The organism is Brevibacterium pigmentatum (assembly GCF_011617465.1).
GTDB classification, from domain to species: Bacteria; Actinomycetota; Actinomycetes; order Actinomycetales; family Brevibacteriaceae; genus Brevibacterium; species Brevibacterium pigmentatum.
In genome coordinates this window covers 332,929-346,660 of sequence record NZ_CP050153.1, presented here as the reverse complement: position 1 = coordinate 346,660, position 13,732 = coordinate 332,929, and the positions used below count along the sequence as shown (strand labels likewise).

The 13,732-nt window shown below is 65.0% G+C and carries 11 protein-coding genes; 3 read left to right on the top strand and 8 right to left on the bottom strand.

What is annotated here, in order from left to right:
• Nucleotides 1-89: 89 nt before the first annotated feature.
• The 3 genes from GUY30_RS01530 to GUY30_RS01520 all read left to right on the top strand — a co-directional run bounded on the left by GUY30_RS01530 (nucleotide 90) and on the right by GUY30_RS01520 (nucleotide 4,716).
• The gene (locus GUY30_RS01530) at nucleotides 90-1,229 is read left to right on the top strand and encodes an acyl-CoA dehydrogenase family protein (protein WP_167193523.1); all 1,140 of its coding nucleotides are present in this window, start codon (nucleotides 90-92) and stop codon (nucleotides 1,227-1,229) included.
• 241 nt (nucleotides 1,230-1,470) lie between these two features.
• Entirely contained in the window at nucleotides 1,471-2,901 is a 1,431-nt protein-coding gene (locus GUY30_RS01525; RefSeq protein ID WP_167193521.1) for a purine-cytosine permease family protein, read from the top strand.
• Between the two features lie 357 nt (nucleotides 2,902-3,258).
• On the top strand, nucleotides 3,259-4,716 hold the full coding sequence (locus tag GUY30_RS01520) for a lipase family protein (RefSeq protein WP_167193519.1): 1,458 nt from the start codon (nucleotides 3,259-3,261) through the stop codon (nucleotides 4,714-4,716).
• A 122-nt stretch (nucleotides 4,717-4,838) separates the two neighbouring features.
• Here the strand turns inward: GUY30_RS01520 and GUY30_RS01515 are convergent, their stop codons facing one another.
• The 8 genes from GUY30_RS01515 to GUY30_RS01480 all read right to left on the bottom strand — a co-directional run bounded on the left by GUY30_RS01515 (nucleotide 4,839) and on the right by GUY30_RS01480 (nucleotide 13,472).
• Nucleotides 4,839-5,864 (bottom strand): amidase, encoded by a 1,026-nt coding sequence (locus GUY30_RS01515; protein WP_167193517.1) that lies wholly within the window; start codon nucleotides 5,862-5,864, stop codon nucleotides 4,839-4,841.
• Nucleotides 5,762-6,067, bottom strand: a complete 306-nt coding sequence (locus GUY30_RS01510) for a hypothetical protein (RefSeq protein ID WP_167193515.1) — start codon at nucleotides 6,065-6,067, stop codon at nucleotides 5,762-5,764. Before GUY30_RS01510 ends, GUY30_RS01515 begins: the two co-directional genes overlap by 103 nt.
• A gap of 14 nt (nucleotides 6,068-6,081) precedes the next feature.
• A complete protein-coding gene (locus GUY30_RS01505; RefSeq protein WP_208091464.1) occupies nucleotides 6,082-7,458 on the bottom strand; it encodes an MFS transporter in 1,377 nt (458 codons plus the stop codon).
• A gap of 107 nt (nucleotides 7,459-7,565) precedes the next feature.
• On the bottom strand, nucleotides 7,566-9,146 hold the full coding sequence (locus tag GUY30_RS01500) for an amidase (protein WP_167193513.1): 1,581 nt from the start codon (nucleotides 9,144-9,146) through the stop codon (nucleotides 7,566-7,568).
• Entirely contained in the window at nucleotides 9,143-10,483 is a 1,341-nt protein-coding gene (locus GUY30_RS01495; RefSeq protein ID WP_167193510.1) for a M20 family metallo-hydrolase, read from the bottom strand. Before GUY30_RS01495 ends, GUY30_RS01500 begins: the two co-directional genes overlap by 4 nt.
• A 180-nt stretch (nucleotides 10,484-10,663) precedes the next feature.
• The gene (locus GUY30_RS01490; RefSeq protein WP_228281582.1) at nucleotides 10,664-11,989 is read right to left on the bottom strand and encodes an MFS transporter; all 1,326 of its coding nucleotides are present in this window, start codon (nucleotides 11,987-11,989) and stop codon (nucleotides 10,664-10,666) included.
• 223 nt (nucleotides 11,990-12,212) lie between these two features.
• Entirely contained in the window at nucleotides 12,213-13,133 is a 921-nt protein-coding gene (locus GUY30_RS01485) for a LysR family transcriptional regulator (RefSeq protein WP_167193508.1), read from the bottom strand.
• A gap of 9 nt (nucleotides 13,134-13,142) precedes the next feature.
• Complete coding sequence (locus tag GUY30_RS01480) at nucleotides 13,143-13,472, bottom strand: hypothetical protein (protein ID WP_167193506.1); 330 nt, start codon at nucleotides 13,470-13,472, stop codon at nucleotides 13,143-13,145.
• Between the last annotated feature and the right edge of the window lie 260 nt (nucleotides 13,473-13,732).

Sequence of the window (13,732 nt, the reverse complement as noted above, 5' to 3'; positions counted from 1 at the left end):
CTGGCCTCTCAGTCAGGATTCCCCGATCCTCCTGGTCGGGACCCCGTCCAATTCCATCGAACCGATCCCCATTGCAAAGGAGCACTCTTATGGCCTTCGACATCACCACCGATGAACAGGAACTCGTCGACGCCGTCGTCTCGATCAGCAAGGACGTCCTCGTTTCACAGGCCGCGGCCGCCGACGCGAACGAACGCGTCTCCGACGAAACCCTGAAGACCCTCGCCGAGGTGGGGGTCATGGGGCTCAACCTGCCCGAGGAATTCGGCGGGCCCGGCGTCGGTTCGGTGGCGATGAGCCAGATGGTCGCCGCCATCACCGAGGCGTGTGCATCGACCGCGTCGATCGTCACCGCGCAGTTCCTCGCCACCGACTCGATCCTCCTCGGCGGCACCGATGCCCAACGCGAAGCGTGGCTGCCACGTGCCGCTGCCGGCGAGGTCATCGGCGCTTTCGGGCTCACCGAGCCGGGTGCCGGTTCGAACCCGGCGGAGATGTCGACGAAGGCCACACGGGTCGACGGTGGTTGGCATCTCAAGGGCACGAAGTGCTTCATCACCAACGCCGGCTTCGCGGACTTCATCATCGTCTATGCGAAGACCGACGTCGATGCCGCCCACAAGGGCATCAGCGCATTCATCGTCGACACCGCGGCGGCCTCGGCGGGGCTGGATTTCAATCCCCCGGAGAAGACGATGGGCCTGCGCGGCAGCCCGGTCTTCGAATTCGTCATCGACACGGTCGTCCCCGAGGATGCCCTCCTCGGGAACGCAGGCGAGGGCTTCACCACGGCGATGCGCGTGCTCGACCGTGGTCGCATCGAGGTCGCGGCGATGAGCCTGGGAATCGGCAAGGCCGCTCTCGACGCCGCCGTGGATTGGGCGGGCGAGCGCAAGATCAGCGGGAAACCGCTGGGCCGCCTGCAGGGCATCGCGTTCAAGCTCGCGGACATGTACACGAAGTACCGGTCGGCGTGGCTGCTGACGATGGACGCCGCCGAACAGCGCGATTCGGGGGTCGATTTCACCCGGTCTTCGGCCACGGCAAAGCTCGCCGCCTCCGAGGCGGCCGCGTACATCGCCGATGAAGCCCTGCAGATCCACGGCGGCTACGGCTTCACCCGGGACTTTCCGCTCGAACGCTACGTTCGAGATGCCCGAATCTACCGCATCTACGAAGGCTCGTCGGAGATCCAGCGCACGATCATCGCGCGCTCTCTGTCGAAATAGCGGCCGGTGCGGCCGGGAGACCGGGCGCGAAACAGCACCGAAACGTGTCGGAGTCTACGATCGGCACGGTATCTGAGGGCGAGTCGGTCGCTCCTCGGACCCCCGCTCCGATGTCCGGACGTTCCGGGCCGCCTCGGCGAGATTTTCCGATATTTCGGACAGAAAGTGTGATCTGGACCTCGTCGGGTGTTGTGCAGTGGTGCCACACTGAACCAGGTCCATCAGTTCAAAGGAGAAAATCATGGCAAGTACGACCAGTTCGGGGATCGAGAAGCGGTCCATCGAGATGGTGCCTGACGCCGAGCGTCACGGAACGCCACGGTCCCAGTTCACCCTGTGGTTCGGCGCGAACACCCAGATCACCGCCATCGTCGACGGGGCTCTGGCCGTCGTCTTCGGCGCCGATGCACTGTGGGCCATCATCGGCCTGCTCATCGGCAACATCATCGGCGGCATCGTCATGGCTCTGCACTCGGCGCAGGGGCCGCAGCTGGGTCTGCCGCAGATGATCTCCTCGCGTGCGCAGTTCGGCATCATCGGCGCGATCATCCCGCTCGTGCTCGTCGTGCTCATGTACATCGGCTTCGCCTCGACCGGCGCGGTGTTGTCCGGTCAGGCCGTCAACCTCATCATCGGCGCGCAGACCCCGTGGATCGGCATCGTCATCTTCGGCGCGCTCACCGCTCTGGTGGCTCTTCTGGGGTACAAGTACATCCACGTGCTCGGACGGATCTCGTCGGTCACGGGCCTGCTCGGATTCCTGTTCATCACGTACTGCGTGATCACTCAGGTCGACGTCCCCGGACTGATCTCAAATTCCTCGTTCGCCTTCCCCGCCTTCCTCTCCGCGATCGCTCTGTCCGTGGGCTGGCAGCTGACCTACGGCCCCTACGTCGCCGACTACTCGCGCTACCTGCCGCGCTCGACCCCGGCAGCGAAGACCTTCTGGTTCACCTTCGGCGGTTCGGTCATCGGTTCGCAGTGGTCGATGACGCTCGGAGCGCTCATCGGTGCGGCCGCGATGACGGAGACCGGCAACGAGTTCGTCGAGAACCAGGTCGCCTACGTCGGTGACATCGTCGGCGGCGGCGTCTTCGCGCTCCTCATCTTCGTCGTCATCCTGCTCGGCAAGCTCACCGTCAACACGCTCAACGCCTACGGCGCTTTCATGTGCACGCTGACGATCCTCACCTCGTTCGGCAACCGGGCGACGATCCGCCGCTGGACCCGAGCGGTGTTCGTCATCGGCATCGTCGCGCTCACCGTGCTGGTGGCGCTGGCGGCCTCAGCGGACTTCCTCGCGAACTTCAAGAACTTCGTGCTCGCCCTGCTCATGGTCTTCACCCCGTGGAGCGTCATCAACCTCACCGACTACTACCTGATCTCGAAGGACCGCTTCGACATCCCCGCATTCTATGACCGCCATGGTCGCTACGGTGCATGGAACTGGCGCGCGCTGGTCGCCTACGGAGTCGGCGTCGTCGTCCAGATCCCGTTCCTCGCGCAGTCCTTCTACACCGGTCCGCTGGTCGCGAAGCTCGGCGGCGCGGACATCTCGTGGCTCGTGGGCATCGTGGTCACCTTCGTGCTCTACTTCCTGCTCATCCGCAACCACGGAGTCGCCCCGAAGGAGACCATCTACCCCTCCCTCGAGGACCTCGAACGCAAGTGAACCCCACCCTCACCGAGGCGGCCCTGCCCATTCCGGGCAGCTGACCTCGGCGGGGTGGTTCCGCTCCTCCAACGGCCGTCGGCCGGCAGCGTGCTTCGCTGTCGACCGGCGGCCGTCGACGTGTCTCTCCACCAGGCAACAGACCGAATCTGCACTTAACTACCACTCAGTTCTACTATCAAGTAATGTGTGTGGTGCCCGTCAGAATCAGGGCGTCCAACGGTGAACACTCTGGCCGACTGCACCCCGTCGTGACACTGTTCTCACCGTCACGGTGTACACCGCTGCGGTCTGCACCGACACCACTGTCCCGCACCTTCTCAATGCCGAGAGACATGGCAGAACAGGACCACGCCTATGAGCACGCCAACCACAGCACTGCCGACCACCTCCTCACACGGTTCCCGTCGTCGCCTGCGGGCCCTGAGCGCCGCTGCCGTCGTCGGCCTCGCACTCACTTTGTGCACGACCACCGCGCCGGCCAAGGCCACCGAACTCGTTCCGCAGACCGATGCCGAAGCCGAACAGTTCCTCGACGACCGTGCGGCAGAGGGTCCGAGCACACTCGACCGCGACTCCGTCCCCGAAGGCGTCAGCGTCGAACAGGCGCAGAAGGCCGTCGAAGAGTCCGATGAGATCACCACGGCCGATGTCGAATACGCCGCCGCGCAGGAGGAGCTTCCGGCATCGGGGGTTCCCGGGAACTTCTATCAGACCCCGGACTCACTGCCGAGCGAGGACGGCGCAGTGGTCAAGCAGGCCGAATCCGAGTTCTACCTCGATCCGGTGAAGCTCATCAAGCATGACGCGAAGTCGACGGTCTTCATGTACAAGACCACCGATGAGAAGGGACAGGCCCGAGCCGCGACCGCCACTCTGCTCACCCCGAACGGTGCGAGCGGCTACGCTGAGGATGCCGTCGTCATCGCGCCGGGCACCCAGGGCATCGCCGACAAGTGCGCTCCGAGCCGCCAGATGGGCATGGGCACCGAATACGAAGGCATCTCCGTCGCATCGGCCCTCGCCGCAAAGCATCCGGTTGTCGTCGTCGACTACATGGGCCTCGGCACCGAAGGCACCCACCACTACGTCAACCGTGTCGAAGAGGGGCGCTCCGTCCTCGACGCGGCACGCGCCGTTCAGCAGCTCGACGGCAGCGAGATCGACGCGGACACCCAGCTCCAGCTGCGCGGATACTCACAGGGCGGCCACGCCACGACGGCAGCTCTGGAGCTACAGAAGGAATGGGCTCCCGAACTCAACGTCGTCTCCACCTCGGCCGGTGCCGTGCCGACCGACCTGTACAAGACCGTCTCCGGTCTCTCGAGCGTCTATACGGCATTCGCACTCTACGGCGTGGTCGGGTTCGCCGATCAGGCCGACATCGATCTGTCAGAATTCCTCAACGAGAAGGGGCAGAAGGTGGTCGCCGAAACAGCGGACAAGTGCACCGTCCAAGCCCTGCTCTCGACTGCCTTCACGGATGGGAAGTCGCTGACGAAGAACGGCGAGTCGTTCCCTGAGGTCATCGACGAGCACTTCACGGACATCGTTGACCGGCAGCGGTTGGGTAAGGCCGAAGTGCCTGATATTCCGCTGCTGGTCAACCACAGCCGTCTCGACGACGTCATCTCGTTCGATCAGGGCAAGGAGCTCGCGTCGACCTGGTGCCGAGCCGGTCACAAGGTGGCCTTCGAGGACAATCTCGGGCCCACTCACTTAGGCGGCTACGTCGCAGCCCTGCCCCGCATCGAGGCCTTCACCAGTCGCACCTTCGCGGGCAAGGCTCCGCTCGACAGCTGCTGGAGGCTGTGACCTCCCACCCTCACCGAGGCAGCCCTCCCTGATCGGATCACGCATCCGAACGACGTGGCCCATCCTCGCCGCGGCGGCCCTCCCGAAATGGGAGGGCCGCCTCGGCGGTATCTGAATTGCGTTCACCCCAGCCGCGAGGCGAAGGCGAGCAGGTCGCGGTCACCACCCGGGCGACCGACCAGCTGCACCGCCCGCGGTCCTGAGCTGGCTCCAGTTCCAACGCCGTTTCCGTTTCCGACGCCGGCCCCGGGCAGCGGGATCGTCAACGCCGGCCAGCCGAGCACGTTGAACGGCATCGAATAGCGCATGAACTTCGCCGCCGATCCGGAGTCGATCTCATCCCAGCGGACCACCGGCCCGTCGAGGGCTGGAGTGAGCAGGAAATCGGCGGCGCCGAAGACCGACAGCGACCGCTCCCGCAGTTCGGCGAGCGCGTCCAACTGCTTCCGGTATTCGGCCTCGCCGAGGTCCCGGCCGGCCTCGATCTTCTTGGCCACGCCCGGTTGGTAGTCCGCGGCGTGCTCGGCGAAGAGGTCCTTGTGGACCTCGTAAGCCTCATAGAGACGGATGAAGTCGTAGATCGGCGCAAGGTCGTCGAGGAGTTCGCCCAGGGTCGGGCCATTCGCCGAGGTGATCGTGAGGTCCGGGACCGTCATGAGCAGGTCTCTCGCCCGGCTATCGTCGTCGCCGAAGAGGCTGACATCGATCGTCCGTTCGCCGCTGCCGATGAGGCCGATCGCCGCGCTCAGATCGGGTGCCTCGCCGGACACGTCGCCAGCGATCACATCGAAGGCCGTGGTCAGCACGCCGAGGTCCGAGGCGAACAGGCCGACGGTGTCGAAGGCAGGCGACAGCGGGAAGACTCCGTCGACGGGCACGACGCCGAAGGTCGGTTTGAACCCGAACACGCCCTGGCAGGCCGCGGGCACGCGCACGGACCCGGCCGTGTCCGTGCCCAAGGCCAAAGGCACCGCGTTGGCGGCGACGAGCGCGGCCGATCCGGAGCTCGATCCGGCGGTGCACAGTGCGGGATCGACGGGGTTGATCACGCGGCCGAAGGCGGATTCGTCGCCGAGGATTCCGTAGGAATATTCCTGGCAGTTCGTCTTCGCGACCGGGATCGCCCCCGCTGCTTCGAGTCGGTCCACGACCGGCGCCGAGGCGGCTGCCCGGAATCGCGGCGGCGGATCGATTCCGCGGTGAGGGCATCCGCGCGGTCGACGGTCATCGCTGTGACGGCGTTGAACTGCGTTCCGGCACGTTCCACCTCGGCGATGGTGTGCTCATCCATCGGATGAGCCTGTTCTGGATGAGTCGGTCCGTTCGTCGGCTGCACCTGTCCGTCGGTCATCTGTCTGCTCCTGGTCACTCGCTCATCGCCCTGTTCCTCGTGTCGAAGAGGACGAATATCCCTGCCAACAGGTTAGCCGCGACGAGGTAGAGCGCGACCGGCACCCACGATTCGAAGGTCGTGAACAGCAGCACGGAGATCATCGGAGCCGGGGCTGAGGAGATGAGCCCGCCGATCTGGTAGGAGATCGATGCTCCGGTGTAGCGGACCTCGGGGTCGAAGAGTCCGGAGATGAAGCCCGAGGAGGTGGCGTAGACGACCGAGTGCGCGATCGGGAATGCGATGATCATCGCCAGCACCGCACCGAGGAAGGTCCCGGTGTTGATCGCCCAGAAGATCGGGATGGCGGCGACGGCGGTGACGAGGCTGCCGACGAGCATCATCGTGCGTTTGCCATGGCGGTCGGCGAAGATCGCGACGAGAGGGATGGCGATGACGTCGAAGGACGCACCGATCGCTATGGCCAGGAGCACCTCGCCGCGGTTCAAGCCGGTGTAGTCGGGCGCGTAGGAGAGCAGGTAGACGCTGGCGATATAGAAGAGCGTGTTCGATCCGACGAGACAGAAGATCCCGATGAGCAGCGACTTCTTCGAGGTCTTGAACAGTTCGAGGAAGGGCAGGCTCGCAACCTTCTTCTCTTCCTTGACCTCGTTGAGTTCAGGCGACTCGGTCAGGCGCAGGCGGATGAAGAGGCCGATCAGGACGAGGACGGCGGAGATGAGGAACGGGATCCGCCACCCCCAGGACATGAACTGCTCATTGGGCATGAGCTGGACGAGGAAGAACACGAGGCTGGAGAGCACGGAACCGGCGGGCACACCGGCCTGCGGCCAGGCTCCGTAGAACGCCTTCTTATGAGGTGGAGCGTGTTCGACAGCCATGAGCACGGCCCCGCCCCATTCGCCGCCGACGCCGAAGCCTTGGACCACGCGGAGGAGGACGAGGAGGATCGGAGCGGCCACGCCGATTGTGCTGTAGCCGGGCAGCAGCCCGATCGCGAAAGTCGCGAAGCCCATCATGAGCAGGGACAGCACGAGCATCGACTTGCGGCTGAGCTTGTCACCGAAGTGCCCGAAGATCACTCCGCCCAAAGGCCGCGCGACGAAGGCGACGGCGAAGGTCGACAGCGACGCCAGCTGCCCGGCCAAAGGATCGAGCGAGGGGAAGAACTGGTCGTTGAGCACGAGCACAGCCGCGGTGCCGAAGAGGAAGTAGTCGTACCATTCGACGGTCGTGCCGATGAAGCTCGCGAAGGCGACCTTGCCCGGGTTGGTCGACTCCGGGCCGTTGGGGTTGGCTGGGTTGGTGGTGCGTGCTGTGGTGCCGCGTGCTGTCGTGCCGGCAGAGCCGCCGGGGTCGTCGGGGAGCACCCCGGATGGATCAGACATCATTGTGGGTCCTTGTTACTAGGTGGTGCAGTCAAGCAGCCGCTTGGCTTCGTGCTGAGTTGGGCTGGCGTCTGCCAGCCGTCGGGGATCAGGGGCGCCGAGTCCGGTCGTCACAGCGGTGCGAGACCGGACCACGGGCAGAGCTCTTCGATTGCCGCGGCGATCTCGAAGGCTCGAACATCATGATAGGGATGGGCAATGACCTGGACGCCGGTGGGGATGCCGCAGTCAGCCATCCCGGAGGGCACATTGACGATCGGCACCCGGTTGCAGATGTTGAACGGCATCGTCATATGCGCCTGCCAGTAGTGGTCGAGGTGGAAGCCGGCCGTTTCGCCGGAGGCAGCGACCGCACCGCCCGAGTCGCCGCCCGCACCGTTCTCTCCGCCTTCGCGACCGACGCCGTCCGCGCCGACCGTGATCCCGTCGAGATAGCTCGCATCGGCTTCCAACCCCGCCACCGCCGAGGTGGGCGCCAGGAGTACGTCGAAGCCGTCCATCGCGGACGCCAGCTCGGCCTGGATCTGTGACTCCATGGCGAGTCCGTCAAAGAAGGAGCGGCGGCCGGCGACCGCCTCGGAGTCGGCCATGAACCGTAGCGTGTAGTCGGCCAACGTGTCCTCGTGGCCGCGTGTGGCCTTCCGCATGGCGGGTGCCAACAGGTGCCCGAAGTGGGTGAACGCGGTCTCGAAGATCCGCTCGGCCGTCCACGGCAGTTCGATCTCCTCGACTTGCGCACCCGCCGATTCCAGCGCCGAGGCGACCGCGCGGGTGTTCGCTTCGGTGTCCTTCCCGACGGGGAAGTCCCCCAACCTCACGCACAGCGCGACCCTGCGTCCGCGGAGTCGATCAGCCGCCTCGGCGGGGTCGAAGTCATCGAGGAACCCGAGCGAGGTGATCGTCGCGTGATCGCTCGGATCGACGCCGACCATGACTTTGGCGAGCAGGGCGGCATCGGCGACGGTGCGCGTCATCGGCCCGTCTCCGCGATACCAGTCGGCGGCCAGGGGTTGGGCGCCGGGGATCCGACCGTACGGAGCTTTGTAGCCGACGGTGCCGGTGAAGGCGGCGGGCAGCCGCGTCGATCCGGCGATGTCCGAGGCCGTGGCCAGAGGCGCGAATCCGGCGGCGAGCGCGGCACCGGACCCACCCGAGGACCCTCCCGGCGAGAGGTCGAGGTTCCAGGGGTTGCGGGTCACGCCCCACATCGGCGAGTGCGTGATCGTCGCGCAGCTGAACTCCGGGGAGGTGGCTCGGGCGTGGACGAATCCGCCGGCGGCGCGGATGCGGGCGATGATCGCGGCATCGTTGTCGGCGATGGTGTCGCGTTCGTGCAGCAGTCCTTGGGTGAGGCCTCGGCCGGCGAGCGGGTGCTTCTCCTTGGCGATCACGGGAAGTCCGAGCAGCGGGCGGGTGGCGGCCGCATCGGCGAGGTCATCGTCGGTGGCGCTCAAGTAGAACCTCTCGGCTTCCCGCGCCGAGGGGACCGCCTCCTCCACGACTTCCGTGACCGCATTGATGCGCTCATCTTCCGCGGTGATGCGGCCGATGAAGGAGGTCAGGTAGTCGACCGGGGAGAGTTCCTTCGAGCGGAAGGCGGCGAGCGCCTCGGTGGCGGACAGGGTCCAGGGTTCGGTCGTGGTGTTGGCGGTCTTGGCGTCAGCGCCGGAGCGCGGGACAGCGCGGCTCATGCGCGCGCCTCGGCGACGGACGAACCGACCCAGACGGCACCGTCGCGGACGGCGGCGAGCTCGCCTCGGACGAGCTCTCCGGCCACCGAGGTGAGGACGCGGACTCCGCGGACCATGTCCTCGTCGGTGGTGAATTCGCGTTCGCAGTGGGAGACGCCGTCGACGCTGGGCACGAACATCATCACGGCGGGCACGCGGTGGTTCATCGCCACGGAATCGTGGCCCGCCATGGTTTCCAGCCGACGGATGCTCAGGCCTTCGTTGGCGACGGCCTTCTCGGCGAGTTCGACTCCTTCGGTCGGGAAATGGCGCTTATCGCGGATGTCGAAGTCGCGGGAGTTGATCGCGATGTCGTGGGCGCGGGCGATCTCGGCGATCTGCGTCTTGAGGGAGTCGCGGGCGGCTTGAACGATGGCGGGGTCGGACGAGCGGAGGTCGGCGACCATGTGGACGCGGCGGGGAACGACGATCGGCGAGTTCGGTTCGACGACGTGCTGACCGACCGAGGACACGAGGGCTTCCTCCTCGAACTCGTCGACCACCTCGGCGACGGCGAGCACGACTTTGGCCGCTGCGACGAGGGCGTCGTGGCGATCGGCCATGGCGGTCGCGCCAGTGTGGGACTGTTCGCCGAGGACGTCGATGTCGAGTTTCTGCGTGTACCAGCTGGATTCGACGACGCCGATGTCCGTGGTTTCGCGCTCGAGGATGCGGCCCTGTTCGATGTGGATCTCGGCGTAGGAGATCGCCTCTGGCGGGGTGTCGGTGCCAGCGTAGCCGATGGCGCCCAGCGCCTCCGCGACGGTGGTGCCGTCGAGATCGGTGACGGCGAGCATCTCGTCGAGGTCGAAGAGTCCGGCGTAGACGGAGCTGCCCATGATCGAGGGAGCAAAGCGGCCGCCTTCTTCGTTGAACCAGTTGACGACAGCGAGGTTGAAGGTGGGTTTCAGGCCCGATTCGGCGAGCTCCTCTTTGACGCGCAGGGCCGCGAAGAGGGCGGCGATGACGCCGTAGGCGCCGTCGAAGCGACCGCCGAGCGGCTGCGAATCGAGGTGGGAGCCGATGAGGACATATGGGGCGTCGGGAACGAACTCGAGGCACGCGAACATGTTGCCGATCGCATCCACCCGCACCTCGAAGCCTTTGTCGGTCGCCCAGCCGCGCATCCAGTCACGCGTCTGCTTGTCCTCCGGCGTCAGCGCCTGCCGGTCGACGCCGTTGTTGTCAGTGGCCCCGATGGTGGCGACGAAATGGAAGTCTGCGAGGAAGGCCGCGTCGGATGCCGGGGGTGCGGACGACGGGGCGGCGTCGGGCGATGGGGGTGCCTGATGGTTCATTGGTTATCGCTGCTTTCTTGTGGGTGGGATGCGGTTTGCAAAGGTCTGGGGCGCGGTTGAGGGCGCGGGCGGGCCCGCACATCGCTTTTCGTTCAGTTCATCGCTTTTCATCCCGATGATCTGTACAAAATGTGATGTGAAAGTGGACGAAACTCGATGTCAATGCAGGCTCACCCGTGCTCACCCCAGCCGTCCGCGGGTCTCGGGGAGGCGGGTGACGAAGATGAGGACGAGGCATACGGCGGCCGCAGCGGCCATGTAGTAGCCGGGTGCGGTGTTGACGCCTGTGATGTCGACGAGCCAGGTACCCACGAACGGCGCGGTTCCGCCGAGCGCTGCGTAGGAGATGTTGTAGCTGATGGCCGCCGAGGTGAACCGCGTCTTCGTCGAGAAGCGCTCACAGAAGAAGGTGTAGCAGCCTCCGCCGTAGCAGCAGAGGGCAAGGACGAAGATCGTCTGTCCGAGGAATGCCAGCCCCATGTGTCCACTGGTCACGAGCCCGAATGCCGGCATCGAGGTGACCGCGAGCAGAATCGAGCCCGCGATGAGCATGGGCCGACGTCCGAAGCGGTCGCCGAGGTGGCCGGCGATGGGCAGGAAGATCGTGTAGCTGGCCATGGCGATCGCGTTGGTCAGCAGCGACTGTTCGCGGCTGAGGTCGCCGGTGGTCTGGATGTAGGTGACGAAGTAGGCAGAGAGCATGTAGAAGCCGAGTGCGGTGACGCCGAGGACGAAGAAGACCTGGAGCATGCCGACCCAGTTCTCACGGAAGGATTCGCGGATCGGGCTGAATTCCTTGGGCCGTTCTGCGGCGGTCTTCTTGAACAGCTCTGATTCGTCGGTCTTCGACCGGATCCACAGACCGACGGCTGAGAGCGGCAGGGCGAGAAGGAACGGAACACGCCAGCCCCATGACTCGAAGGCGGCGTCGCTCATCATCGTCGACAGCAGGAGGATGAGGCCTCCGGCGAACACCGAGGGCAGAGCGGTCGCGGCCAGAGTGATGTTGATCCAGAGTCCGCGCTTGGCAATCGGAGCGTGCTCGTAGACGAAGGACGGACCGCCGACGGATTCGCCGCCGGCGGAGAAGCCCTGTCCGAGGCGGGCGAGGATGAGCAGGATCGGCGCGAACCAGCCGATCGTGTCGAACCCGGGGAGGATGCCGATGAGTGCGGTGCAGGCTCCGACGAGGAAGATCGTGATCGTCAGGGTCTGCCGCCTGCCCACCTTGTCGCCGAGTGCGCCGAAGAACAGTCCGCCGAGGGGGCGCATGACGAAGGCGACTCCGAAGGTCGCGAAGATGACCAGCAGACCGGTGATCCGATCACCGTCGGGGAAGAAGTATTCGGACAGGATGACTGCTGAGAGACCGTACAGCGTGAAGTCGTAGAACTCGACGAACTGGCCGATGCTGCCGCCGAGGAGCACCTTTCGCTGCATCGTCGTCGATCGGCCGTTGCCGTCGGCGGTGGGCGTGTGCTCCTGGCCGGTGATGGGAGTGGACATCAAAGCTCCTTTGCTCTGTCGCCCTGGCGGGCGGAAGCATCACCGTCTGCCCGCGTGACGCCTGCCATTCATTGTCATCAGCGAATCGGAATCAGTCCAACAGATACTTTTGAACATTGTCATCAATTGGATGAATGGCAGATGATGGGGCCAGGTGCTCTCCGGTGTCTGCACTTTCTCACCTGGCGTGCCGTTCCGCGCCCGCCTCCGACGTTCCGCGCCATCACTCGTTCGAGGCAGCGCCCAGCACCTCTCTGCTGACTTCGCAGAAGGCTCTCCCGCGCCGGTTCAAGCGCACGCCTTCGGGCCAGATCACGGCGAGATCGATGCTCGGGAAGTCGTCGAGCAGGGGAACATCGACGGTCTGCAGACCGATATAGGTGCCCGATGACACGCTTTGGCTGAGCAACGAGTATCCGTGCCCCATCGCCACGAACGACCGCAGAGTCTCGTAACCCGAGAATGAGTGGCGGACCTTCGGCACGACCCCGGCGATGCGGAAGAGCTCGTCGTAGTACTGCCTGGAGAAGGGCAGATCGAGTTGAATGTAGTCTTCGTCGGCGAGCTCGCTCAGGCTCACTGGCTTCGGTTTCCCTCCGTTGGCGAAGCGATGATTGCGGGACACCAGCACGTGCGGTTCGATGACATCGAGAAGGAAGGTGTCGAATCGGCTCGTCGGACCGAGCATGTACGTCAGCGCCAGGTCACAATCGCCTGCTTTGACGGCTCTCTGGAGTTCTTCCAGGTCGGCTTCGAGGTAGGTCACCTGCACGTCTGGGTAGCGTTTCGCGAATTCGTCGTGGATCAGCGGCAGCCGGGTCGGTGCGATCGGCGAGAACACGCCGACAGTCAGACTCCCGCTCAGTGACCGGGACAGCCCCTGCGCGGTTTCGCCGAGCGCCTCGGAGGCATCGAGGAAGCCTGTCACTTCGGCGAGGAAACGCCTTCCCGCCGGCGAGAGCACGACGGATCGGTTCTTTTGCCTGATGAAGAGGTCGAGCCCGATGGTCCGCTCGAGCTGAGCCATCGCCGTCGAGATCGCCGACTGGGTGACATTGAGCTGCTTCGCCGCCTCGGTCATATTCTCTCGCCGGGCGACCTCCTGGAAGTACCGCAGCTGCACCAGGGTGAAATCGAGTGCCATAATCCCTCATCATCCCACCCGCAGCGCCCGTGCATGCAGACACAGCCCCGCCGAGGCGGCCAGAGCCACAGGAATGCCGCCCCCACCGAAGCGGCCCACCGCCACAGGAATGGCATCCTCACCGAGGCGGCCCGCCGCGAAGCCTTTGACCGCCGCGGCATTCCGCGTTGATCTCGCATCGATCTCGTGTCGGTCTCGCATCGATCTCGTGTCGGTGCCGACAGATAGAATCACCCTCAAACACGCCAATGACGTGTTCTCCATCATTTTAATATTCCCTCTCAACTGGAACGACAATTCCAATCGAATATTTTTCGAAGTTTCTATTGTTTTCTCCATCGTGACTGACTATAATTTCAGCAAGAGACCTTCAACGACGAACGGAACTCGACAGCGATGACCTTCACCCCCAACCGCAAGCGACGCAAGTCAGGAAAGCGCGACCGACGCGCTGCCACTGACTCGCGCGGCGGGGCGAGACGCCGGCCACCGACCAATTCGAATCCTACGAGTTGCACCGACTCCCCCACTTCAACTTCTCGCGCCTCCGAGGACAACGCACCCACAAGCCCCGAAGTTGAACCATCGAGCCCTTCTTC

What these genes read in the sequence shown, in the direction of transcription:
- GUY30_RS01530 (WP_167193523.1), top strand. Translation starts at nt 90, where the DNA reads ATGGCCTTCGACATCACCACCGATGAACAGGAACTCGTCGACGCCGTC.
- GUY30_RS01525 (WP_167193521.1), top strand. Translation starts at nt 1,471, where the DNA reads ATGGCAAGTACGACCAGTTCGGGGATCGAGAAGCGGTCCATCGAGATG.
- GUY30_RS01520 (WP_167193519.1), top strand. Translation starts at nt 3,259, where the DNA reads ATGAGCACGCCAACCACAGCACTGCCGACCACCTCCTCACACGGTTCC.
- GUY30_RS01510 (WP_167193515.1), bottom strand. Translation starts at nt 6,067, where the DNA reads ATGACCGACGGACAGGTGCAGCCGACGAACGGACCGACTCATCCAGAA.
- GUY30_RS01505 (WP_208091464.1), bottom strand. Translation starts at nt 7,458, where the DNA reads ATGATGTCTGATCCATCCGGGGTGCTCCCCGACGACCCCGGCGGCTCT.
- GUY30_RS01500 (WP_167193513.1), bottom strand. Translation starts at nt 9,146, where the DNA reads ATGAGCCGCGCTGTCCCGCGCTCCGGCGCTGACGCCAAGACCGCCAAC.
- GUY30_RS01495 (WP_167193510.1), bottom strand. Translation starts at nt 10,483, where the DNA reads ATGAACCATCAGGCACCCCCATCGCCCGACGCCGCCCCGTCGTCCGCA.
- GUY30_RS01490 (WP_228281582.1), bottom strand. Translation starts at nt 11,989, where the DNA reads ATGTCCACTCCCATCACCGGCCAGGAGCACACGCCCACCGCCGACGGC.
- GUY30_RS01485 (WP_167193508.1), bottom strand. Translation starts at nt 13,133, where the DNA reads ATGGCACTCGATTTCACCCTGGTGCAGCTGCGGTACTTCCAGGAGGTC.
- GUY30_RS01480 (WP_167193506.1), bottom strand. Translation starts at nt 13,472, where the DNA reads ATGGAGAAAACAATAGAAACTTCGAAAAATATTCGATTGGAATTGTCG.